Raw genomic sequence first — 21,513 nt, forward strand, 5'->3', positions numbered from 1 at the left:
CTAAGCCTTTTCCTTAATCCAAAATACGCTAATCGAACCTGCTATAAAGAAGAAACCCGCAACCACGATAGCGAAAATAGCATTACCACCGTATACGTGTTTCACTAAAGATCCTCCAATGATACCACTTACGATTTGAGGTAAGGTTATAAAGAAATTAAAAATTCCCATATACACGCCCATTTTAGACATCGGAATGGAACCAGCTAAAATGGCATAAGGCATCGCTAAAATAGAGGCCCAAGCCATTCCCACACCCACCATACTGAATATCAGCATCTGTGGATCAGAAATAAAATAGATAGATATTAATCCCAAACCACCGGCAATTAACGAAACCGCGTGTGTCGCTTTATTTCCAATGGCTTTAGCAATGCGTGGCAAAAATATGGCATAAACAGCAGAAACAGCACTATAAACACCAAAAATAATACCTACCCAGTTCGCAGCATTTTGGAATTCAGGAGAACTATGATCGTCCATTGGTAATCCATAAACATGATGCGCGATCGCGGGAGTGGAGAATACCCACATAGAAAATAAAGCAAACCAAGAAAAGAATTGAACTACACCTAATTGGCGCATCGTGAAAGGCATTTCTTTGATGTAACGGAAAACGGACCAAATCGAATCGGTAGTACCTTCTTCCTCAAAACCCATCGACTCGCGCTCTGCAGGAGAATATTCCTTAGTTGTGGCAATCGTCCAAACAATCGCAGTAATAAACACAGCCGCCCCTACATAGAAACTATATAACACGTTATCAGGAATTTGGCCTTCCGCAGCAACCTTTGAAATACCAAACCAATTACCAAACATATACGGTAACCAAGAACCCACTACCGCTCCAATTCCTATCAAGAAAGTTTGAATCGAAAAGCCTAGCGTATTTTGTTCCTCTGGTAAATTATCTGCCACCAATGCTCTAAATGGCTCCATCGCCACGTTGAAGGAAGCATCCATCATCATTAAAATACCCGCACCCACGATCATAGGAGGGATAAAATTCGCCAATGCTCCCGCATGAGGGAAGAAAAACAAGGCCGTTGCAGCCAAAATTGCTCCGGTTAAAAAGAAAGGTTTTCTACGACCCAATCCATTCCAGGTACGATCTGAATAAAAACCAATAATTGGCTGAACAAGCATACCGGTTAATGGAGCAGCTAACCAAAACCAAGATAATTGCTCGACATCAGCACCGAAATTTTGAAGGACACGAGAGGCATTACCATTCTGTAAAGCAAAACCGAACTGAATTCCTAAAAATCCAACACTCATATTAAAGATTTGGCCGATGCTTAAACGCGGCTTAGTAAATGTTTTCATAGGTTTTTATAGTGAAATAATGATTGCGGAATTAGAAGGAATTTGAATGAAATTACCTTCGACTTTCCCCGCCGCAGCTGCAGGAGGCACAAAGGATTTGAACGTTTTAAGCGTATAGGATTTTATTCCCATCATATCTAGTGCTAACGTAGGGATTTCGATATTGAAATCGTGATTCTCAGAATCAAAATTACAAATAATTAAGTTGCGACCTTTATCTGTATAGCGTAAATAAGCATACACCTTATCTTTTGGATAGGCCGAATTTTGAGCGTATTGAAGATCAAAAAACTTTCCTTTTTGAATCACTTCGCTCGAATTAATCCACGCTAACAATTCGCCATAAAAAGAATCAATTTCTTTTTCAGCCGCAGTTAATTTACCACCGTCAAATTTCCCGCCATTTAGCCAGCGCTGGTGTGTATCCACCCGGTAGAAGTCAAACATCGTGGTACGATCGTCAGCCTCATTAAATCCTTCAATTTCCTGTGCTTTCTCCCCAAACTCCTGACCAAAATAGATCATTAAAGGTCCATCGTGCATACTCGCAGTCAAAACCATACCAGGAATCGTAGACCAAAAATTAGATGCCGCAAAGCCTGGTGAATTCAATCGAGTCTCATCGTGATTTTCTAAAAAACGTAACATGTGGTTCGCAAAATCACCAGATTCATTTTGCCAAACACGGGTAATGTCAGCCGTAGTCGCGCCAGGTTTCTTTTCCATAATATGACGAATACCGTCATAAAGACCCACTTTATCATACAAATAGTCAAATCCTCCTTTGAAAATGTAATTCCGGTATTCTTGTGGATTATAGATTTCAGCGATAAATACGGCTTCTGGATTAATTGCCTTCACTTTAGGAATCGCGTAAGCCCAAAACTCCACAGGCACCATCTCAGCCATATCACAACGGAATCCATCCACCCCTTTTTGGGTCCAATACACTAACACATCCGTCATCTTCAACCAAGTATCTGGAATCGGGTCAAAATGAGTCTGATTACCGTGTTGAAGATCAACACCGTAATTTAACTTGACCGTTTCAAACCAGTCATGAATCGAAGGTTGAGCGGAGAATACATTGTTCCCACTCACTTTCGCAGGAATTTCAATGTAAGGAACAGTCACCGGAACTGGCGGATTCACACCCGTCGGAATGGTAAACTGAGTACCTGGTAAATAGTAGAAATTATTGGAAGCAGAGAAGGAGAGGTCTTTGTTATCGTTTTGGCCAAAATCAACCACTCCCGCCGGCTTCTGATCTGAATGATACGCTCTAGCCAAGTGATTAGGGACAAAATCCAAGACTAATTTTAAATCGGCTTGATGGACACGATTTAACATAGCAGAAAACTCTTGCATACGTTCTGCCGGTTTATCAGCTAAAAAAGGATTCACATCATAATAATCCTTAATCGCAAAGGGCGAACCAGCGCGGCCTTTAACTACTTGTGGATGATCTAAAGGCGAACCAAAAGCGGAAAAATCCTCCATCGTCGCATGTTCTAAAATTCCCGTCGTGTATAAATGAGAATAACCTTTCTTCTTCAAAGCCTGCAAACCTTTAGCAGAAACATCTTTAAATTTCGTTACTCCATTCTCTGCAGCTGAACCATTTCTCTTAACATCTGTTATTTGATTTCCCCAAAGATGGAACATCATTTGGTAAACGACATGTTTATCAGTTTTTACGGTTTTCTGAGCCATAAGGGGGTACATTAAGAAGGCGGACAATAGAACAAGATAAAATTTACGCATATAATTTAAAATAAACTGTCTAGCACAGCAGAAAAAGGTTTTTTGGCAGATGTAAATGTAATAATTTTGCTAATCTTTAAAACAATCCATACCTAAATATGTCTTACAAAGCCTGCCTTTTTGATCTCGACGGAGTATTAGTTGATACAGCGATATACCACTTTCAAGCCTGGAAAATGCTAGGAGAGAATTTCAACTACCAATTAACCGAAGAGCAAAACGAACAATTAAAAGGCGTTTCCAGAGTAGAATCATTGAATCGCATTTTGGACTGGGCCTCTTATTCGGCTACGGATGAGCAAAAGGAAACTTGGTTAAAAGAGAAAAACGACAACTACCTGCACTTAATTTCGAATATGAATCCATCCGAAATCCTTCCAGGTGTGGTGGATTTTTTAGGTCAAATCAAAGAAGAAGGCTATAAAATAGCCTTAGGTTCAGCCAGCAAAAACGCGGAGATCATCCTAGAAAAGACAGGATTAATGCCTTGGTTTGATCTAATTATAGATGGAAATAAAGTAAGCAAGAGCAAACCAGACCCAGAAGTATTCTTGAAAGGTGCCGAGGGACTAGGTTATTCGCCAGCTGAATGTATCGTTTTCGAAGACGCACAAGCTGGGGTAGAAGCAGCGATAAATGGGGGAATGAAGGTCATTGGAATAGGAGAAGCGTCGGTATTGAGCGATGCTAACAAGGTAATTCCAAATTTTATTGGAATAAAATCGGCTGTTTTACTCCATTTTTAAAGAAACAGCTTAGCACAGAAATGTCCAAAATTTGCAATTATCTATTTTTGTAAAGTTATTCTATTTACCTAATCAACAGAATGAAGCAATACCTTAAAATTGATGAGTGGAAAGTTATCGAGGACCAATTCCACCCTGCCTACAACGAAATCACTGAATCCATTTTTTCTCTAGGCAATGGCCGTATGGGACAAAGAGGATCTTTTGAAGAGACTTACACAGGTAAAACTCTTCAGGGAAATTATGTAGCTGGCGTCTATTATCCAGATAAAACGCGCGTAGGTTGGTGGAAAAACGGTTATCCTGAATATTTTGCCAAAGTATTAAATGCCGCTAATTGGAACGGCCTATCTATACAGATCGGTGGAGTAGAGGTCGATTTACACACGAGTGAAATCCATTCATTTTACCGTGAATTGAACATGAAGGAGGGTTATATCCTCCGTACCTGCGAAATCACCCTTTCGAACGGTAAACGTGTAGCCATCGAATCCATTCGCCTCAATAGCATGGCAGATGATGAATCAGGTGTTATTTCCTATTCTATCACTCCGCTAAACTTCACCGAAGACATTCAAGTAAAAGCCTTTATCGATGGAGATATCAAGAATAAGGACTCGAATTACGATGAAAAATTCTGGGATGAGGTAAAAGTGGGTTCGAATTTTGTTTGGTCCAAAACCAAAAAAACAGGCTTCGAAGTCATCACAGCTCAGCAAATCGAGATTCAAGCTAATGGTCAAAAAGTAGACGCAAAAGCTACCCCAACAACTCGAGAAAAATACAGTGAACTTGCATACACGCTTTCAGCCAAGAAAGGTGAAAAGTTAACCATCATCAAGTATGCCGTTAATATCAGCTCAGAGAATCACCCAACAGCTTCCTTTGAAAAGATTGCGTCAGATTACTTGGCGCGTATTTCGGCGAAAGGATTTGACCAAATGCTAGAAGAACAAACGGCAGCTTGGGCGACCAAATGGGCCATCAATGATATCATCATTTCAGGTGATGCATCCGCTCAACAAGGTATTCGTTTCAATATCTTTCAAATGAACCAAACCTATACAGGTGAGGATGATCGCTTAAATATTGGACCAAAAGGATTTACCGGCGAGAAATACGGCGGTTCAACCTATTGGGACACGGAAGCCTATTGTATTCCCTTCTATTTAGGAACAGCTCCAGCTAAAGTTTCTAAAAACCTATTAATCTACCGTTGGAAGCAATTAGACCGCGCCATTGAAAATGCAGGCAAATTAGGCTTTAACAAAGGCGCAGCCCTTTATCCAATGGTGACGATGAACGGAGAAGAGTGCCACAACGAGTGGGAAATCACCTTCGAAGAAATCCACCGTAACGGAGCCATCGCCTATGCGATTATGGACTACGTTAATTACACAGACGACCGCAAACACTTAGTAGAGTACGGCTGGGAAGTGTTGGTTGGAATCGCTCGTTTCTGGGCTCAACGCGTAAACTGGTCGGAAGACAAACAGAAATACGTCATGCTAGGCGTAACAGGCCCTAATGAATACGAAAACAACGTTAACAATAATTGGTACACGAACTACATCGCCACCTGGTGTTTAAAATACACGCTTGAAGTTTACACAGAGATTCAAAAGAATTACCCTTCAGAAGCTGCTGCCAAAATTACGTTAACAGCCTTTACTAAAGAGGAAATAACGCAATTCCAGCACATCATCGAAAACATGTATTTCCCACGAGATGAAAAACAGGGGATCTATTTGCAACAAGATGGTTTCTTAGACAAGGTAATCGCGCCAGTAGATACCATTACTGCTGAAAGACCCATCAACCAAAAATGGTCTTGGGATCGCATCCTTCGTTCATGCTACATTAAACAAGCGGACGTATTACAAGGAATTTATTTCTTTGAGGACGATTTTAGCCTAGAAGAATTAGAGCGCAATTACAATTTCTATGAGCCTATCACGGTACACGAATCATCGTTAAGCCCTTGCGTTCACAGCATTTTAGCCGCTAAATTAGGCAAAGAAGACAAATCGTATGAATTCTACACACGTGCCGCACGTTTAGACTTAGATGATTATAATAATGATACAGAGGATGGCTGCCACATTACCAGTATGGCGGGCACCTGGATGTCCATTATTAAAGGTTTTGGTGGCATGCGCTTAAAGGATCACACCTTGCATTTTAATCCATTCTTGCCAAAACAATGGAACGAATTCTCCTTCAAAATCAACTTCCGCGCGAATCAATTAAACATTGCTGTGAAAAAATCGGGAGTGGAGATTACTAATTTGGCTGGACCGGAGTTGACGGTGTTTGTGCATAATAATCCACTCATACTTAGTAAAGTATAAAGCATAGAGCACAAAGCATAAATTATGTATTTAAAAAGGGATCAAAAATTGATCCCTTTTTTAATTGATTCGTGAAGAATATTTCAAATACTCATCGCCAAAGGCGATTCAAACATTATTCTTTGTGCTTTATTCTTTATGCTTTTAATAAAGCTTATGCTTTATTAACGAGTTCTATATCCGGCATCGATTGATCCGTCAATGGAACTCCGTCACGGTCTTTACGCGCAATACGAGAATATAAACCAAGTTCTTGAGAAAACAAGAAGGTAAAGAATAGCTTCACAAAAGAAGTGTGATACTTTAAGTTGTCATAAAACTCAGGAGCGGCTGCCTTTAACTTTGGCAAATTATTCCAAGGCACAGAGGGCATGTCATGGTGTTCATTATGGTAACCCACATTCATATTAATTCCGTTCAGATTTCCATAATACGAATACGTCTCTTGGTTCTTGTCTAACACTAAGAAATGTTCCTGAATCCAACGTGCTCCTAGTGGATGTAATCCCACAGAAAATAGGAAGCTTAATCCCATATAGGCTAATGCAGACCAGCCCCAGAAATAAACAATTACTGCATCAAAAGCAATTTGAGCGATAATATTCATGATTACCGGGCGATCAAATACGGCTAATTCTAAACAACGCATGGTACGAATGCCTTGAAAGAAAGGGAACAATAATAACCAGATCATTTTTCCGATGAAATAATTATCAATCAATTTTGCCTCCCAATAATCCGGTAAATCAGCATCTAATTCATGTACTCCCTGAAAAGCATGGTGCTTTAAATGGAAATTTTTGAAGGAAATGGCTGTAGGAAATAGGGAAGGAAAGTTAGCGATGATTCCTGCTGCTACATTCCAGGAATTCTTTTTGAAAATTAAATTATGAGCTGATTCGTGAATACACACAAATAAAGTGTGCGTTGGGAATGCCCCAAAAATCCAAGCAACTGCCACAATCGCCCACCATGGATAATCTTTAATAAAATAGGCCATGGCTATTTGCATACCTACACAAGCCAAAATCCAAACGAATGTCATCGGATTCTTACCTATTAAATTCTTCACCTCTGGATGCGCTCTCACTATAGCACGTGTACGGGCTCTATGCGGTTCTGGGCCTTCTACCCAATTAAAGTCTTTTGATTCGGACATAATTGTCTATTTAATACGTTGCAAATATACTATATATCGACATTTTTTCCGTTAGCTCTTTGATTTTAAATCAAAAGATGACAATATGTCACAAAAGCCTTTGGCAATCTTGTATGGCATATTCCTTGTATAAATGCAGACAAAATATTTAAAAATAATCATGGGAAAAATTATTGGAATTGACTTAGGAACCACCAACTCATGTGTGGCGGTAATGGAAGGGAACGAGGCAGTCGTTATTGCAAACTCAGAGGGAAGACGTACGACTCCATCGATCGTTGCATTTTTAGAGAACGGCGAACGTAAAGTAGGTGATCCTGCGAAGAGACAAGCGATTACAAATCCACAGAATACGATTTCATCTGTGAAGCGATTCATGGGTAAAAAATATTCAGAGGTTAGCTCTGAACTTAAAACGATTTCTTACTCGGTGGAGCAAGGAAATAATGATACGCCACGTGTTCGCATTGGTGATCGTCTATATACGCCACAAGAAATTTCTGCGCAGATTTTGACAAAAATGAAGCAAACAGCAGAGGATTATTTAGGCCAAACAGTAACGGAAGCGGTTATCACCGTTCCTGCTTACTTTAATGATGCAGAACGTCAAGCAACGAAAGAAGCGGGTCAAATCGCTGGTTTGGAAGTTAAACGTATCATCAACGAACCTACAGCTGCTGCTCTTGCTTATGGCGTAGACAAAGGCGGTAAGGATATGAAGATTGCGGTATTCGACTTAGGTGGTGGTACGTTTGACGTATCGGTACTTGAATTAGGCGATGGCGTATTCGAAGTAAAATCAACAGATGGCGATACACACTTAGGTGGAGATGACTTTGACCAAGTAATCATCACCTGGTTAGCAGAAGAATTCATCGCTGACGAGAATATCGACTTGCGTAAAGATCCAATGGCTTTACAGCGCTTAAAAGAAGCGGCTGAAAAAGCGAAGATTGAATTGAGTTCTAGCGCTGCAACGGAAATCAATCTACCATACATTATGCCGGTAGATGGTATCCCGAAACACTTAGTACGTTCTTTATCAAAAGCGAAATTCGAACAATTAGCCGATAGCTTAATCCAGCGTACCTTAGAACCTTGTAAGCGTGCGATGAAAAATGCAGGTTACACGAACTCCGATATCGATGAGGTCATCTTAGTAGGTGGTTCGACGCGTATTCCACGTATTCAAGAGGAGGTAGAGAAGTTCTTTGGCAAAAAACCTTCAAAAGGAGTGAATCCAGATGAGGTGGTTGCGATCGGAGCTGCTATCCAAGGTGGGGTATTAACGGGAGAGGTGAAAGATGTTTTATTATTAGACGTAACGCCACTTTCATTAGGTATCGAAACCATGGGTGGTGTATTCACAAAATTGATCGAGGCTAATACGACGATTCCTACGAAGAAGTCTGAAACCTTCTCTACGGCAGCGGATAACCAACCTTCAGTAGAATTAAACGTTCTTCAAGGTGAGCGTCCAATGGCGAAAGATAACCGTTCATTAGGTCGTTTCCACTTAGATGGTTTGCCACCTGCACAACGTGGTGTACCTCAAATCGAAGTAACATTCGATATTGATGCGAATGGTATCTTGAATGTTTCTGCCAAAGACAAAGGAACAGGTAAAGAACAAAAAATCCGTATCGAGGCCTCTAGCGGCTTAACTGACGCAGATATCGAGAAAATGCGTAACGAGGCGAAGGCAAACGAAGCATCGGATAAATTAGAAAAAGAAAAAGTGGAAAAAATCAATCAAGCAGATGCGTTGATTTTCCAATCGGACAAGCAATTGAAAGAATACGGTGAGAAATTATCGGAAGGAAATAAAACAGCGATTGAAGGTGCTTTGGCAGAATTGAAAGTGGCTCACGCTTCTCAAGATTTAGCCGCTATCGATGCTGGATTAGAAAAATTAAACACAGCTTGGACAGCGGCATCTCAAGAAATGTATGCGGCAGGCGCTGGCGCAGAAGGCGGCGAAGCAACTCAATCAGCAGATTCAGCAGCTGATGGTGGAGCGGAAGACGTTTCTTTTGAAGAAGTAAAATAAGCCTAAGCGGTAAAGTAAAAAAGCCCGATCTGTTCTAGATCGGGCTTTTTGCATTTTTATTCTTTGTGCTTTATGCTTTATGCTCTACTATCCCGTCCCACAACTTCAGCCTAACCTGCAATGACTCCACCGCAGCCTGATTCGCTTTCTGCCACTTCGACTCATCGTCACCACACAGGTGTTCCATCATCTTATAGGCTAACTCACTGTGATGACCACCATCTACTTCAATATGACGTTCTAAATAATACACTAAGGTTTCCACCTTTTCAGGCGAATCACGCTTTAATTGATCGACAATTACTTGAAACATTTCTGGAATAATATCTTCTCTGCCAAATGTAAAAATAGCCGCAATCTCTTCAATACTTCTATTTTGAATCGAAGAAAAAGTAAACGTCAAGAAAGCCTTAACGGATTCAGGAATATTGGCTTTAGGAATAGCTAGCAATAATTCATCCAAATTCGCATAGGATCTTAATTCATGTAAGAAAGGAGAGGGCATAAACGACAATTCCTCCATCGCTCTTATGTAAAGTTCAAAATGGCTGATGTAAATACCATTTTGATCCACATCGGACTCTTCCCCTAATACAATCTCATTAATTAAATATCGAACTTCTGCTGGGCCTTTGGGATTCCAAGGCACATCCACTGACGTAAATTCCTGTTGCAGCTTCTTTACTAGGGACATAAAGTCCCATACCGCAAAAACGTGGTGCTTCATAAACACCTCTAACTCACTCGTACTTTGAATAAAGGAATTAATCGGATGATGCACTAAAGCCTCACGCAATGGGTTAATCTGGTCTTTTAGGCGGTTTATCTGTGTACTCATATTATTCGTGAATGGCGCGATCTCGTAAACTTAATCGCTGACCGTTTCTGTTATTTTTAGTTGATAAAATTTCTGACATAATCGAGATGGCAATCTCTTCTGGTCCTTCTGCACCTATATCTAAACCAATCGGTGTCGAAATAGGTAATAGGGTAACTAAATCCTCAATGAAATGGTTTTGGAGCTTTTCAAATCTTTTCTTGGGTCCAAGGATTCCCACATAGGCCGGTATAACAGGAGCGGAGAGCAATTTCTCCAAAATCTTCACATCCTTTTCTAAATCGTGCGTCATCATCACCAAAAAATCAGAAGATTGTATAGGCCAAATATCCTCATATCCATAACGACCCATAACCGTAAGATTTGAGTTCATTTTAGTCAAAATACCCACCCAATTCACGCGCCATGCTAATACACTGGCTTGCTGAATAAATCCCTGCGCATCAAATTGATTCCCAAAAACCCAAATAGTCATGGGTGCCGGTAAATATTCCTTAAAAACATTATCCGACCATTCACTTCCGTGTGAAGCAGATACATCCTCTAAATCAAATTGAAAATTAGCAGAAAGATGCATCTTTAACGTATGCGCTTTATTACCTTCTAAATGCCTCTTTAAAACGTCGACAAGTGCATTAATTTGATCCTGGAATGGATTAATATGAATTTCAATGATTCCTTGACAACCTAATCCTATGCCTAAGGCAAATGGATCTTCCTCGCGGGTGTCATAGGTTATCGTTTTATAGCTCTGCGAAAACAAGGCAAGTTGTGCCTTCTTCAAAATATCCCCCTCTAAGCAACCGCCGGAAATTCCTCCCCACCAGTTCCCATCTTCCGCTATCAACATTCTCGCTCCTGGACGACGGTAGGCGCTACCCTCCACACGAACCACGGTTGCTAAGACAAATTTCAACCCAGCTTTTTGCAAATCCTTCACTTGCTGAATGACCGTATAGAGTTCTTTCATAGGAGTTTGGGTAAATTTTGGGAAAGGATTTCGCATACACGATCAATATCCTCTTCCGTGGTAAAATAGCCTAAACTTATTCGGCCACTCGCTAACGCATCCTCATCCGAATGTCCTAAGGCTTTCAACACGTGAGAAGGTAATTCCGTCTTTGCATTACAAGCTGAACCATTCGAAAAGGCCAACCCATTTAATACTTGAAACATACGTTCCCAATCTGCCCCGTTCAGCGTAAAATTAAGAATGGAAGGAACTGAATTTTCAGGAGAATTAATCAATGGAAGTAAAACAGATAGGCGCTCTTTAGCATGCTGGTAAAAAGAAGCTTTAGAAAGCCAATCAGGAATCATCTCTACGGCTTTTGCTAAGCCTACGATTAAAGGGACGGACAAAGTTCCAGGACGTAAACCTCGTTCTTGTCCACCACCAAAAGAGATAGGCTGCAACTGAACACGCGAAATTAATGCTCCTATTCCTTTAGGGCCATAAATTTTATGTCCACTGAAACTTAGTAAATGAGGTAAGTGGGTCAGCGAGAGTTTTCCAATCGACTGAGTTGCATCAGAATGAAAACAAATACCTCGCTCTTCACAAAACTGCAAAACTTCCTCATAGTCTAAAATCGTCCCCAATTCATTATTGACTAGCATTAACGACACTAAAACGGTATCTGAGCGAATGGCTGATTCAAGATTTGAAACATCTACTAGATACGTAACTTCCCAGCCTTCGCCTTCCATGGCATGAAATACTTCAAGCACAGCTTTGTGTTCTAGTACACTTGTGATAAGATGTCCTTTAGGCTTTCCTTGCAGAAAACCTCGAATGGCTAAATTAATTGATTCAGTGGCGCCAGAAGTAAATATGACTTCAGACGATTTGACTTGAAAATAAGCTGCGAGTGTTAACCGAGATTGTTCTACAGCTTCTGCCGCTCTCCAGCCATATAAATGGGCGGATGAACCGGCATTACCGAAAACTTCTGTAAAATAGGGGAGCATAGCCGAAAGTACCTCCGGGTGAACCGGAGTGGTCGCTGCATAATCAAGATAGATCGGCTGATGCATCATAGGACAAATATAGGCACAAAAAAAAGCCCCGAAAAATTCGAGGCTCTCTTTGTGTATAAACGAGAATTACTTCAAGTTCTTTACAACTGCTTTGAAAGCTTCTGGGTGATTCATCGCTAAGTCAGCTAAAACTTTACGATTTAAAGTCATTCCAGATTTATTGAATTTACCCATAAATGCTGAGTAAGAAAGACCTTCTTGACGAGCTGCTGCATTGATACGTTGGATCCATAAACCACGAAAATCTCTTTTCTTAACTTTACGATCACGGTATGCGTATTGCAAACCTTTCTCTACTTTGTTTTTTGCTACTGTCCAGACATTTTTTCCGCGACCGTAGAATCCTTTCGCTAACTTAAGGATTTTCTTTCTTCTTGCTCTTGAGGCTACGTGATTGACACTTCTTGGCATAATTTTTTGTTTTTTGAAATGAGGCGAATCGGTTGATTACTTTTTAGGCCTTCTTTCTGGTTTAACAATAACTTAAATTCTAATTAAAGACCTAGTAATAAAGTAACTCGGTCCATATCAGATGGGTGAACTAAGGTTGCGTGAACTAAATTACGCTTTTGCTTAGTCGTTTTTTTAGTTAGGATATGGCTGTGAAATGCGTGTTTACGCTTAATCTTACCAGTTCCCGTTACTTTGAAACGTTTTTTCGCTCCAGAGTTAGTTTTAATTTTTGGCATTGTTTGATAATTATGTAAAAATTAAATTTTGAAATTTGGAATGCAAAAGTAATGAAAATTACCCTATAATTCCAGCATCCGTTTGAAAATTATTTCTTGATGGCCTTAGGGGAGAAGATGATGCTCATCCGCTTACCTTCTAATTTAGGCATATCGTCTGGCTTACCCACATCTTCCAGACCTTTAGCGAAGTTCAATAACAACATTTCGCCACGCTCTTTAAAGACGATTGTTCTACCCACGAAGTGTACATAAGCTTTCACTTTAGCTCCTTCTTTAAGGAAATTAACCGCATGTTTTAATTTGAAATTGAAATCATGCTCATCGGTATTAGGACCGAAACGAATTTCTTTAATAACCGTTTTCGTTGCATTTGCCTTGATTTCCTTTTGTTTCTTCTTTTGATCATACTTGAATTTAGCATAATCAATGATCTTACAAACAGGAGGGACTGCTTTAGGAGAGATCTCCACTAAATCTAAACTCTGTGCATTCGCTAATTCTAACGCTTTCTCAAAAGGATAAACTCCAATCTCAATATTCTCGCCTACTAATCGAACTTCCTCCACACCACGTATTAATTGATTAATCCGGTAGGGTTCTTCTTCTCTTCTATTTCCTCTGTAATTGTTATTCGGGCGTAAAGCCATAAAATAAAATGGGTTTAATATATATTAAATCGAAAGCTAAATCAAAATTAACGCAATTGCAAGCAAAAAACGCATAAGGTCCTATTTTTCATAGGTTAGAGACTGGATTTCTTCTTGTGCCATCGCGATGAAAGCGTCTAAAGTCATGGATCCCACATCTCCATCACCCTTCTTACGAACGCTGACAATACCTTCTGCTTGTTCTTTTTCTCCCACCACAATCATAAACGGTACTTTAGCGATTTCTGCATCTCTGATTTTACGACCCATCTTCTCATTACGGTGATCTACGTAGCCACGTAAATCTTTTTCCTGTAAACGCAAGTAAAGTTCGTTCGCATAATCTTCGTATTTCTCAGAAATAGGAAGGACTGCAATTTGATCTGGAGATAACCACAAAGGGAAGTTTCCTGCCGTATTTTCAATTAATATGGCTACGAAACGCTCTAATGAACCAAATGGTGCGCGGTGAATCATCACAGGACGATGCTTCATATTATCGGAACCCGTGTATTCTAATTCAAAGCGCTGAGGCAATTGATAATCTACTTGAATCGTACCTAGTTGCCATTTACGACCCAAGGCATCTTTCACCATAAAGTCCAGCTTAGGACCATAGAAAGCCGCCTCACCATATTCAATGACGGTAGGTAGACCTTTTGCTGCTGCCGAACGAATGATGGAAGCTTCCGCACGATCCCAATCTTCATCATTCCCGATGTACTTTTCTCTGTTTTCTTTATCCCGTAATGAAACCTGAGCAGAATAGGAGTCAAAACCTAAGGCTTTGAACACATATAATACCAAGTCAATCACTTTCATAAACTCGTCCTCCACTTGATCTGGACGACAGAAAATGTGCGCATCATCTTGAGTAAAGCCTCTAACACGCGTTAGACCATGTAATTCGCCGCTTTGCTCGTACCGATAAACGGTTCCAAACTCAGCAAGACGCAAAGGCAAATCCTTGTAGGAGCGGGGCTTTGTCTTGTAAATCTCACAGTGGTGAGGGCAATTCATCGGTTTTAAGAAGAATTCCTCATTCTCATCTGGTGTACGAATCGGTTGGAAAGAGTCCTTTCCATATTTCGCGTAGTGACCGGAAGTCACATATAATTCTTTGCTCGCAATATGTGGAGTGATAACAGGAGAATAACCTGCTCTTACTTGCGCACGACGCAAGAAATTTTCTAATCGCTCACGCAATAATGTGCCTTTAGGCAACCACAAGGGTAGACCCATGCCTACTTTCTCAGAAAAGGCAAACAATTCCATTTCCTTACCGAGTTTACGGTGGTCACGGCGTTTGGCTTCTTCTAATAAGGTCAAATACTCTTCTAATTCTTTCGCTTTAGGGAAAGTGATCGCATAAATACGCGTTAATTGTTTCCGTTTTTCGTCGCCGCGCCAGTAGGCACCAGCCACAGAAAGCAATTTAACAGACTTAATAAAGCCGGTATTTGGGATATGTGGTCCACGACATAAATCCGTGAAATTACCCTGGTTATAGAAGGTAATCGAGCCGTCAGCTAAACCATCAATTAATTCTAATTTGTATTCGTCGCCCTTCTCTTTGAAATAGGAAATGGCATCAGCCTTAGAAACAGAAGTACGAATGTATTCATTCTTCGTACGTGCTAATTCCAGCATCTTATCTTCGATCGCTTTGAATTGATCTGAACCAAATTCTTGCTCTCCTAAGTCTATATCGTAGTAAAAACCGTTTTCGATGGCTGGACCAATACCAAATTTAGTACCAGGATATAGGGCTTCAATCGCTTCAGCTAATAAGTGAGCAGATGAATGCCAAAAGGTCTTTTTACCATCCGTATCATTCCAGGTTAACAATTGCAAAGCTGCATCAGCTTTGATAGGAGTGGTGGAATCCACTACTTCGCCATTTAAATTAGCCGCTAACACATTTCGTGCTAAACCTTCTGAAATAGACATAGCCACCTGAAATGGAGTGATTCCATTTTCAAATTCTCTTACTTGTCCGTCTGGAAATGTAATTTTGATCATTCTAAAAAATTTGTGCAAAGGTACAAATTAAGGTGCAATGTATTGAAAATAGGGCCTGATTAATTTTGGGATAAAGAATCAGACGAAACAATCAAAGAATCTGATTCCGATTCTGTGCGCTTAGATGGCAACTTACCTTGCCTTGCTAAATCCATATACATTAATTCTGAAGCCAAAGATTTAGTTCTAGGAAACACCTTTAATACTTGCTTGTAAACAGAGGCAGCTTGAGTATATTTTTTCATTTTGACCAAAAAACGAGCCCAATACCGCATAAAATAAGGATCCATGGGGTATTTCTTTAAACTTTCAAGAATGAGACTCTGATATTCAAGCTCGGGTATTCGATCCAAACCTTGTTCATAGTAGATGTAAACTAAAGGAGATTCATCCTTTGGTTTTTGATCCATCAAACTGTAAAGCCGAAAAGAATCTGATACAGCAAAATCTTTCACAGCATTCAATAAACGTTTATCCAAATCAGGCAAATTAGCAGCATTAATATTCTTTAAATAAATGCGACCTAGACTCATCTGTTTCGAAGCAAAATAATTCTGAGCTAACAAAAGACTATTTTGAGGAGAATTCCAATCCGTAATTTCAACCAACTTTGCTCGATCAATTGAGGTCGAATAATCCTCGACTTTTTGTTTAATTGCTGCAGAAAGGGCTAAATAGGCAGGTTCTCCGGGATTATCGTGTAAGGCTTTCTCCATATCTTGATCCGCCAAACCATAGGCATGAAGTGCTAAATAATTTTTGGCACGCAAATAATAAAGATTCGCACTAGGTTGATCTTCTAGTTGGAGAGTTAAAAATTGAATATTCTTTTCTGGCTGCTGACCTGTTGCAATCGCTCGCAGATCTGGAATATTCTCACCCTGAGAATCAGGAGAACTTTGGCAAGACCATAAAAACAAACACCCTAAAAAGAATAATCTTAAAGCCATTTTAGTACAAAATCAATCATCCAGCGCACTTTCACACCGTATGGAGGATAGAAATTCTTTAATAAATTAGTGCGTTGAAATACCACCGATTTTTGATTTGAGAACTCAATAAAACCATAGTGACCACCTGATTTACCAATACCAGAATGATTTACCCCACCAAAAGGCAATTCATTGTGACCAAATTGAATCAAACAATCATTAACCACCGATGTTCCAGAGCTCGTGTGATCTAATATGTATTGATTAAACTCTGTATTCGTAGAAAATACATATAAAGCTAGCGGCTTATCACCTTGGCGAATAGTTGAAGTAATTTCTAGTTCATCTTGGAAGGACATCACCGGTAAGATAGGGCCAAAAATTTCCTCTTGCATAATGCGCATGTCAGGAGTACAATTTACTAGTACTGTTGGCTCAATAAAACAATCATCTGAATCTGTCTTTCCACCAAATAATATTTGGGCACCTTTTTCCTTCGCATCTTCTAAAATAGAAACAATACGATCAAAATGACGACGGTTAACGATTCGAGCATAATCTTTACTTTTAGCAACATTCTTACCATAGAAGGTTTCCACTGTAGCTTCCAAAGCCTTCAAAAAAGAGAAATAATTCTTCTCGTGTAAATAGAGGTAATCGGGAGCAATGCAGGTTTGGCCATTATTTAAGAACTTACCCCAAGCAACTTTAGCCGCAGCTTCTTCCACATTAACCTCTGGACCTACAATCGCAGGAGATTTCCCTCCTAATTCTAACGTTACAGAGGTTAAATGCTTCGCTGCTGCCGCCATCACCACTTTTCCGATTGCGGGACTTCCTGTGAAAAATATATGATCAAATTTCTGTTCCAATAAAAACGTAGATACACTCGCGTCTCCCTCAAAAACAGCTACTTCACTTTTATCAAAAAGGGATGAAATCATCTTTTGGATGAAGGCTGCAGTGGCTGGACTTAATTCAGATGGCTTCAATATCACCGCATTACCAGCTGCAATAGCGTGTACTAAAGGGCAAATGGATAGATTAAAAGGATAGTTCCAAGGTGAAATAATTAAACAAAGTCCTTTTGCTTCATATTGCACTAATCCTTTCGTTCCTAACAGCATTAAAGGAGTAGAAACCGATTGTGGTTTCATCCAGGATTTTATGTGCTTAATTGTATGCTGAATCTCGCGCTTTACACCTAACATCTCGGCGATTACTACTTCAGAAGCAGGTTTCTTAAAGTCCGCATATAAGGCGTCACAAAGTTCATCTCTATGGTGCATTAAGTAACTTTCAATTTTACGCAATTTTTCAATACGCTCTGTTGCAGAAGAAGTAGACAAACGCAATAAAGCTGATTTCTGTAGATTCAGAACGTCTATAATTTGATTTTCCATAGTTAAAAAATGAATTGTAATTTTTCCTCTAACTCGTCAAAATAGTAATTGTTTCCACTCGGTTTACGTAACGAATGACCCGCCACATACCACAAACCATCCCCCGGATAAACAGCCAAGCTAGCGCTTTTGCAGTTCTCATTTGCCTTATCTGCGGAAAATTCAGCGATAAAAACGTGATTCATTAATTCCTGCAATTCATCCCAATTCGAGAACGTTTTTTGACCTTCTTCGCTATCAAGGTAAGTAAAATTCAGAGAGGCAAAAGACATTTCACCCTCGATTTTACGCCAATTTCCGGCACGATCTTTGAATTGAAAGCCTAAATACAAGGGTAATTCGCGGCCATCTATTTCAAACATTGCCTGCATAAATTCTTGAATCAAAGATTCTTGCGGTTCTAAATACAAAGGAACATTAGGAGTCGTATCATTCGCTTCTAAAGTAATAAAAGGCTCCTGATCTTTAGGAGAACATGAACCTGTGACATATTCTTGAAAAGCAGGCATCAATCGATCTCTCCATACTAAAGGCAATTCACCTGAATATGTCCAGCTATCATCCGGCACCAAACCATCTGCAATTAATTCTTCTCTTGAAAAATCTGATCGGTCAATGTATTGAATTTCAATCGCTATCGTAGGTTTTTCGGAATCAAATAGCAAAAAAGTAAAAACAGCTTCTAAGTGATAGGGAGCCGGCACATTAATGGGAGACTCATAGAATAGTTTGAAACTGCGGGATAATTTATTCGGGTTCATCTAAAGGGAATTAAGGTACAAAGCTACGGTTTTCGCCGTATCAATTTTAGCACTCGCCGTTTTTATGAAAGCAGGAAGACAAATGATTTCTTTGGGAATCTCTGCAGATCTTAAAAGCTCTGTTTCTAAGGTAATTGAAATAGGTGATGAGGATTCCAAAAATAAAACCAATTTTTGTCCCCAGAAAGCATCGGGAATTCCAGCCACAAAAAGGGGTAAGGAGGTTATAGATTGATAAACCGCTTCTATTTTCTCAGGCTCTAACTTAAGGCCTCCTGAATTAATCACCCGATCTAAACGTCCTTTTAAAATAAATTGACCCCGTTCTTGTAATTCGACAACATCTCGCGTCTCGATCCACTTATTATTTGTCACCGGAGCACAGATTAATAAACAGTCTTCGTCATTCTGACCTATTTGAACCCCAGGAAATGTTTGAAAATGGACCTTATTCCAAGTTCGAAAAGCAATATGCGAAACGGTCTCAGTCATACCATAGGTCTCGAAAACAGGGAAAAAGTAGTCTTTTCGCAAACTTTTTGGGACAGATGCACCTCCCAAGAGAACACCTTTTGCCCGTTGAAAATAATCACTGAGTTGTACTTCGGATTCTACCATAGTCGCCCATTGCGTAGGTACAAAAGAGGCTAGGTGAATATCGGTGGGAGGAAATTTACTTAAGGGGTTTTGGCAAGGTTCCACTAAAATCAACGCTAAATCATGCACCAAAGCTCTTACTAACACCATAACCCCAGCGATGTAGGTAGGAGGCAAAGATAATAAGGCCACGTCGCCTTTTTCTAGTTTCAACCAATCTCCAGTCATCTTAGCAGACAAATACAAGCGCTCTCGAGAGATTACAATAGGTTTTGGTTCACCGGTAGAACCCGAAGTATGAAAGGTGAATTCCTGTTTACCCGCCCTCCAAGCCTGACAAAAAGCAAATACTTGCTGTTCAAATTCTGTCTCAGCAACAGGATAATCCAAGAAGAGCGAAGCCAGATGGCGCATATTATTAGAGAAACTTTCCAAAATTAACCAAACATTCTCTAATTTCGTGAGTTAATTAAGGGTATCCTTAAAGCAAACACCCCAGATGGTAGAAGATCCTTTTTTAAATCCCATTAATCCCGATAAAGTAGCCGAAAATCCAGGCTTATTACCGTATGCTCATACGGCAGGTGGAGCAGTCATCAAGCCGGATGATATGGGTAAGGTGAAGGGAAGATCGGTGTTAGCAATGCGCCAGCAAACAGACCGGCAAATGAACCAATTGTACGAACAAATGGAGGTTTTGGCGCGTCAAGCAAAATTATTAGCAGATCGTAAAGAAATTTCAGAGCGTATTTATGATGCTGCCATGGGTTTCGAACCCATTATCAGCGAAACGTATTATCTTTATGAAAAGGAAGACGGGTCCGATTTAATGTCTCTAGTAGCACCCGAGGAATGGGGTCGTTCATTTAAATACAGCCGTTATTTAGCTAAAGTAAAATTATTAGCCGACCATACTTGGGAGGTAGAATACAACGAATCTAATTAGTGAATCTATGATCTCATCTTTCCCTTGGAAAACCATCAAATCCTACGAGGATATCTTATTTCAATTCTACAATGGAATTGCTAAAATCTCTATCAATAGACCTCATAAACACAACGCATTCACTCCATTAACCGTGCAGGAAATGTCTGAGGCGATGGAATTGGCGCGTCAAGATCCGAAAGTGGGTGTAATTATTTTAACAGGAGAGGGCGGAAAAGCGTTCTGTTCTGGTGGTGATCAAAGCGTACGTGGTGATGGGGGATATGTAGGAAAAGACACCGTGCCACGTTTAAATGTATTGGATTTACAACGCCAAATAAGAACGATACCAAAGCCAGTTGTAGCCATGGTTGCGGGGTGGGCTATTGGTGGTGGTCACGTATTACACGTGATTTGCGACTTATCTATCGCTGCTGAAAATGCCCGTTTTGGTCAAACTGGACCTAATGTGGGGTCATTTGATGGTGGTTTTGGAGCCTCCTATTTAGCACGTGTGGTAGGTCAAAAGAAAGCGAGAGAAATCTGGTTCTTGTGTGATCAATACGATGCTTCAGAAGCACTACAAATGGGATTAGTGAATAAAGTAGTTCCTTTAGAAGAGCTTGAAAAGACCACGGTCGCTTGGTGCGAAAAAATGTTAGAGAAGAGTCCTCTAGCGCTTCGTATGCTGAAATCTGCATTTAATGCGGAATTAGACGGTCAAGCAGGTATTCAAGAATTAGCTGGAAATGCCACACTCCTGTATTACTTGTCAGATGAGGCCAAAGAAGGTAAGAATGCCTTCCTCGAAAAACGTAAACCTGATTTTTCTAAATTCCCTAAATTCCCTTAAATATGAATTATTGGTTAGTTAAATCTGAGCCTTTCAAATATTCCTGGAATGATTTCGTTAAGGAAGGGAAATCTGTTTGGGATGGCGTACGTAATTACCAAGCCAGAAACAATATGATGGCGATGAAAAAAGGGGATTGGGTCTTCTTTTATCATTCAAACGAAGGTATGGAGGTTGTAGGATTAGCAGAAGTACACAAAGAACATTATCCAGATCCTACTACAGAAGATCCGCGTTGGGTAGTGGTTGAATTAATTCCCGTTAAAAAATTTGCTAAAACAGTGAGTTTGAAAACGATGAAAGGAGATGATCGCTTATCTGGTTTAGCTCTTATCAAACAATCACGTTTATCGGTTACACCCGTCGCAAAAGCAGAATTCGATATTATTTTAAGCCTAGCTGATTAA

General features: G+C 40.0%; 20 protein-coding genes. 6 read left to right on the forward strand and 14 right to left on the reverse strand.

Annotated elements, in window-relative coordinates:
* Together ACRZ9O_RS01935 and ACRZ9O_RS01940 are read right to left on the reverse strand one after the other, a co-directional pair.
* A complete protein-coding gene (locus tag ACRZ9O_RS01935; RefSeq protein WP_459455844.1) occupies positions 1–1,326 on the reverse strand; it encodes an MFS transporter in 1,326 nt (441 codons plus the stop codon).
* 6 nt (positions 1,327–1,332) lie between these two features.
* Positions 1,333–3,039 (reverse strand): alpha-amylase family glycosyl hydrolase, encoded by a 1,707-nt coding sequence (locus ACRZ9O_RS01940; RefSeq protein ID WP_459455846.1) that lies wholly within the window; start codon positions 3,037–3,039, stop codon positions 1,333–1,335.
* Positions 3,040–3,188: 149 nt separating this feature from the next.
* Here ACRZ9O_RS01940 and pgmB point away from each other — a divergent pair, with 149 nt between their 5' ends.
* Both pgmB and ACRZ9O_RS01950 read left to right on the forward strand, forming a co-directional pair.
* Positions 3,189–3,836, forward strand: coding sequence for a beta-phosphoglucomutase (gene pgmB / locus ACRZ9O_RS01945; RefSeq protein ID WP_459455848.1), 648 nt, complete (start codon positions 3,189–3,191; stop codon positions 3,834–3,836).
* Positions 3,837–3,916: 80 nt separating this feature from the next.
* Complete coding sequence (locus ACRZ9O_RS01950; protein ID WP_459455850.1) at positions 3,917–6,187, forward strand: family 65 glycosyl hydrolase domain-containing protein; 2,271 nt, start codon at positions 3,917–3,919, stop codon at positions 6,185–6,187.
* A 154-nt stretch (positions 6,188–6,341) separates the two neighbouring features.
* Here the strand turns inward: ACRZ9O_RS01950 and ACRZ9O_RS01955 are convergent, their stop codons facing one another.
* Entirely contained in the window at positions 6,342–7,346 is a 1,005-nt protein-coding gene (locus ACRZ9O_RS01955) for a fatty acid desaturase (RefSeq protein ID WP_459455852.1), read from the reverse strand.
* Between the two features lie 160 nt (positions 7,347–7,506).
* On the opposite strand from ACRZ9O_RS01955, the gene dnaK reads away from it, so the two are divergent.
* Positions 7,507–9,396 carry a molecular chaperone DnaK gene (dnaK, locus tag ACRZ9O_RS01960; RefSeq protein WP_459455854.1) on the forward strand — a complete coding sequence of 630 codons (1,890 nt, stop codon included), beginning with the start codon at positions 7,507–7,509 and terminating at the stop codon, positions 9,394–9,396.
* 70 nt (positions 9,397–9,466) lie between these two features.
* On the opposite strand, the gene ACRZ9O_RS01965 is transcribed toward dnaK, so the two are convergent.
* From ACRZ9O_RS01965 to ACRZ9O_RS02015, 11 genes are all read right to left on the reverse strand, one after another.
* Positions 9,467–10,234, reverse strand: a complete 768-nt coding sequence (locus tag ACRZ9O_RS01965; RefSeq protein ID WP_459455856.1) for a DUF3050 domain-containing protein — start codon at positions 10,232–10,234, stop codon at positions 9,467–9,469.
* A 1-nt stretch (position 10,235) separates the two neighbouring features.
* Entirely contained in the window at positions 10,236–11,204 is a 969-nt protein-coding gene (locus ACRZ9O_RS01970; RefSeq protein WP_459455858.1) for an XdhC family protein, read from the reverse strand.
* Positions 11,201–12,274 (reverse strand): cysteine desulfurase family protein, encoded by a 1,074-nt coding sequence (locus ACRZ9O_RS01975; protein WP_459455860.1) that lies wholly within the window; start codon positions 12,272–12,274, stop codon positions 11,201–11,203. The genes ACRZ9O_RS01970 and ACRZ9O_RS01975 overlap by 4 nt, the downstream gene beginning before the upstream one ends.
* 66 nt (positions 12,275–12,340) lie before the next feature.
* Entirely contained in the window at positions 12,341–12,685 is a 345-nt protein-coding gene (rplT, locus tag ACRZ9O_RS01980; RefSeq protein ID WP_130896642.1) for a 50S ribosomal protein L20, read from the reverse strand.
* A gap of 83 nt (positions 12,686–12,768) precedes the next feature.
* A complete protein-coding gene (gene rpmI / locus ACRZ9O_RS01985; protein ID WP_459455862.1) occupies positions 12,769–12,963 on the reverse strand; it encodes a 50S ribosomal protein L35 in 195 nt (64 codons plus the stop codon).
* An 89-nt stretch (positions 12,964–13,052) separates the two neighbouring features.
* Complete coding sequence (infC, locus tag ACRZ9O_RS01990; protein ID WP_459455864.1) at positions 13,053–13,613, reverse strand: translation initiation factor IF-3; 561 nt, start codon at positions 13,611–13,613, stop codon at positions 13,053–13,055.
* Positions 13,614–13,694: 81 nt separating this feature from the next.
* The gene (thrS, locus tag ACRZ9O_RS01995) at positions 13,695–15,635 is read right to left on the reverse strand and encodes a threonine--tRNA ligase (protein WP_459455866.1); all 1,941 of its coding nucleotides are present in this window, start codon (positions 15,633–15,635) and stop codon (positions 13,695–13,697) included.
* Positions 15,636–15,694: 59 nt separating this feature from the next.
* Positions 15,695–16,585: a tetratricopeptide repeat protein gene (locus tag ACRZ9O_RS02000; protein ID WP_459455868.1), complete on the reverse strand. Its 891-nt coding sequence runs from the start codon at positions 16,583–16,585 to the stop codon at positions 15,695–15,697.
* Positions 16,576–17,970, reverse strand: a complete 1,395-nt coding sequence (locus ACRZ9O_RS02005) for an aldehyde dehydrogenase family protein (RefSeq protein WP_459455870.1) — start codon at positions 17,968–17,970, stop codon at positions 16,576–16,578. The genes ACRZ9O_RS02000 and ACRZ9O_RS02005 overlap by 10 nt, the downstream gene beginning before the upstream one ends.
* A gap of 2 nt (positions 17,971–17,972) precedes the next feature.
* The gene (locus tag ACRZ9O_RS02010) at positions 17,973–18,731 is read right to left on the reverse strand and encodes a hypothetical protein (RefSeq protein ID WP_459455872.1); all 759 of its coding nucleotides are present in this window, start codon (positions 18,729–18,731) and stop codon (positions 17,973–17,975) included.
* Entirely contained in the window at positions 18,732–19,742 is a 1,011-nt protein-coding gene (locus ACRZ9O_RS02015) for an AMP-binding protein (protein ID WP_459455874.1), read from the reverse strand.
* 85 nt (positions 19,743–19,827) lie between these two features.
* Here ACRZ9O_RS02015 and ACRZ9O_RS02020 point away from each other — a divergent pair, with 85 nt between their 5' ends.
* Genes ACRZ9O_RS02020 through ACRZ9O_RS02030 form a run of 3 tightly spaced genes read left to right on the forward strand, consistent with a single transcriptional unit; the run spans position 19,828 to position 21,513 of the window.
* A complete protein-coding gene (locus ACRZ9O_RS02020) occupies positions 19,828–20,274 on the forward strand; it encodes a DUF2452 domain-containing protein (RefSeq protein WP_459455876.1) in 447 nt (148 codons plus the stop codon).
* 7 nt (positions 20,275–20,281) lie between these two features.
* A complete protein-coding gene (menB, locus tag ACRZ9O_RS02025) occupies positions 20,282–21,106 on the forward strand; it encodes a 1,4-dihydroxy-2-naphthoyl-CoA synthase (protein ID WP_459455878.1) in 825 nt (274 codons plus the stop codon).
* Positions 21,107–21,108: 2 nt separating this feature from the next.
* Positions 21,109–21,513 carry an EVE domain-containing protein gene (locus ACRZ9O_RS02030; RefSeq protein WP_459455880.1) on the forward strand — a complete coding sequence of 135 codons (405 nt, stop codon included), beginning with the start codon at positions 21,109–21,111 and terminating at the stop codon, positions 21,511–21,513.

Source organism: Aquirufa sp. HETE-40SA, assembly GCF_054558635.1.

Coding starts and splice junctions, on each gene's coding strand:
- ACRZ9O_RS02000 (WP_459455868.1), bottom strand. CDS start 16,585: ATGGCTTTAAGATTATTCTTTTTAGGGTGTTTGTTTTTATGGTCTTGC.
- ACRZ9O_RS01935 (WP_459455844.1), bottom strand. CDS start 1,326: ATGAAAACATTTACTAAGCCGCGTTTAAGCATCGGCCAAATCTTTAAT.
- ACRZ9O_RS02020 (WP_459455876.1), top strand. CDS start 19,828: ATGGTAGAAGATCCTTTTTTAAATCCCATTAATCCCGATAAAGTAGCC.
- pgmB (WP_459455848.1), top strand. CDS start 3,189: ATGTCTTACAAAGCCTGCCTTTTTGATCTCGACGGAGTATTAGTTGAT.
- ACRZ9O_RS02005 (WP_459455870.1), bottom strand. CDS start 17,970: ATGGAAAATCAAATTATAGACGTTCTGAATCTACAGAAATCAGCTTTA.
- ACRZ9O_RS02015 (WP_459455874.1), bottom strand. CDS start 19,742: ATGCGCCATCTGGCTTCGCTCTTCTTGGATTATCCTGTTGCTGAGACA.
- ACRZ9O_RS02030 (WP_459455880.1), top strand. CDS start 21,109: ATGAATTATTGGTTAGTTAAATCTGAGCCTTTCAAATATTCCTGGAAT.
- dnaK (WP_459455854.1), top strand. CDS start 7,507: ATGGGAAAAATTATTGGAATTGACTTAGGAACCACCAACTCATGTGTG.
- thrS (WP_459455866.1), bottom strand. CDS start 15,635: ATGATCAAAATTACATTTCCAGACGGACAAGTAAGAGAATTTGAAAAT.
- rpmI (WP_459455862.1), bottom strand. CDS start 12,963: ATGCCAAAAATTAAAACTAACTCTGGAGCGAAAAAACGTTTCAAAGTA.
- ACRZ9O_RS01965 (WP_459455856.1), bottom strand. CDS start 10,234: ATGAGTACACAGATAAACCGCCTAAAAGACCAGATTAACCCATTGCGT.
- infC (WP_459455864.1), bottom strand. CDS start 13,613: ATGGCTTTACGCCCGAATAACAATTACAGAGGAAATAGAAGAGAAGAA.
- ACRZ9O_RS02010 (WP_459455872.1), bottom strand. CDS start 18,731: ATGAACCCGAATAAATTATCCCGCAGTTTCAAACTATTCTATGAGTCT.
- ACRZ9O_RS01970 (WP_459455858.1), bottom strand. CDS start 11,204: ATGAAAGAACTCTATACGGTCATTCAGCAAGTGAAGGATTTGCAAAAA.
- ACRZ9O_RS01975 (WP_459455860.1), bottom strand. CDS start 12,274: ATGATGCATCAGCCGATCTATCTTGATTATGCAGCGACCACTCCGGTT.
- ACRZ9O_RS01940 (WP_459455846.1), bottom strand. CDS start 3,039: ATGGCTCAGAAAACCGTAAAAACTGATAAACATGTCGTTTACCAAATG.
- ACRZ9O_RS01950 (WP_459455850.1), top strand. CDS start 3,917: ATGAAGCAATACCTTAAAATTGATGAGTGGAAAGTTATCGAGGACCAA.
- ACRZ9O_RS01955 (WP_459455852.1), bottom strand. CDS start 7,346: ATGTCCGAATCAAAAGACTTTAATTGGGTAGAAGGCCCAGAACCGCAT.
- rplT (WP_130896642.1), bottom strand. CDS start 12,685: ATGCCAAGAAGTGTCAATCACGTAGCCTCAAGAGCAAGAAGAAAGAAA.
- menB (WP_459455878.1), top strand. CDS start 20,282: ATGATCTCATCTTTCCCTTGGAAAACCATCAAATCCTACGAGGATATC.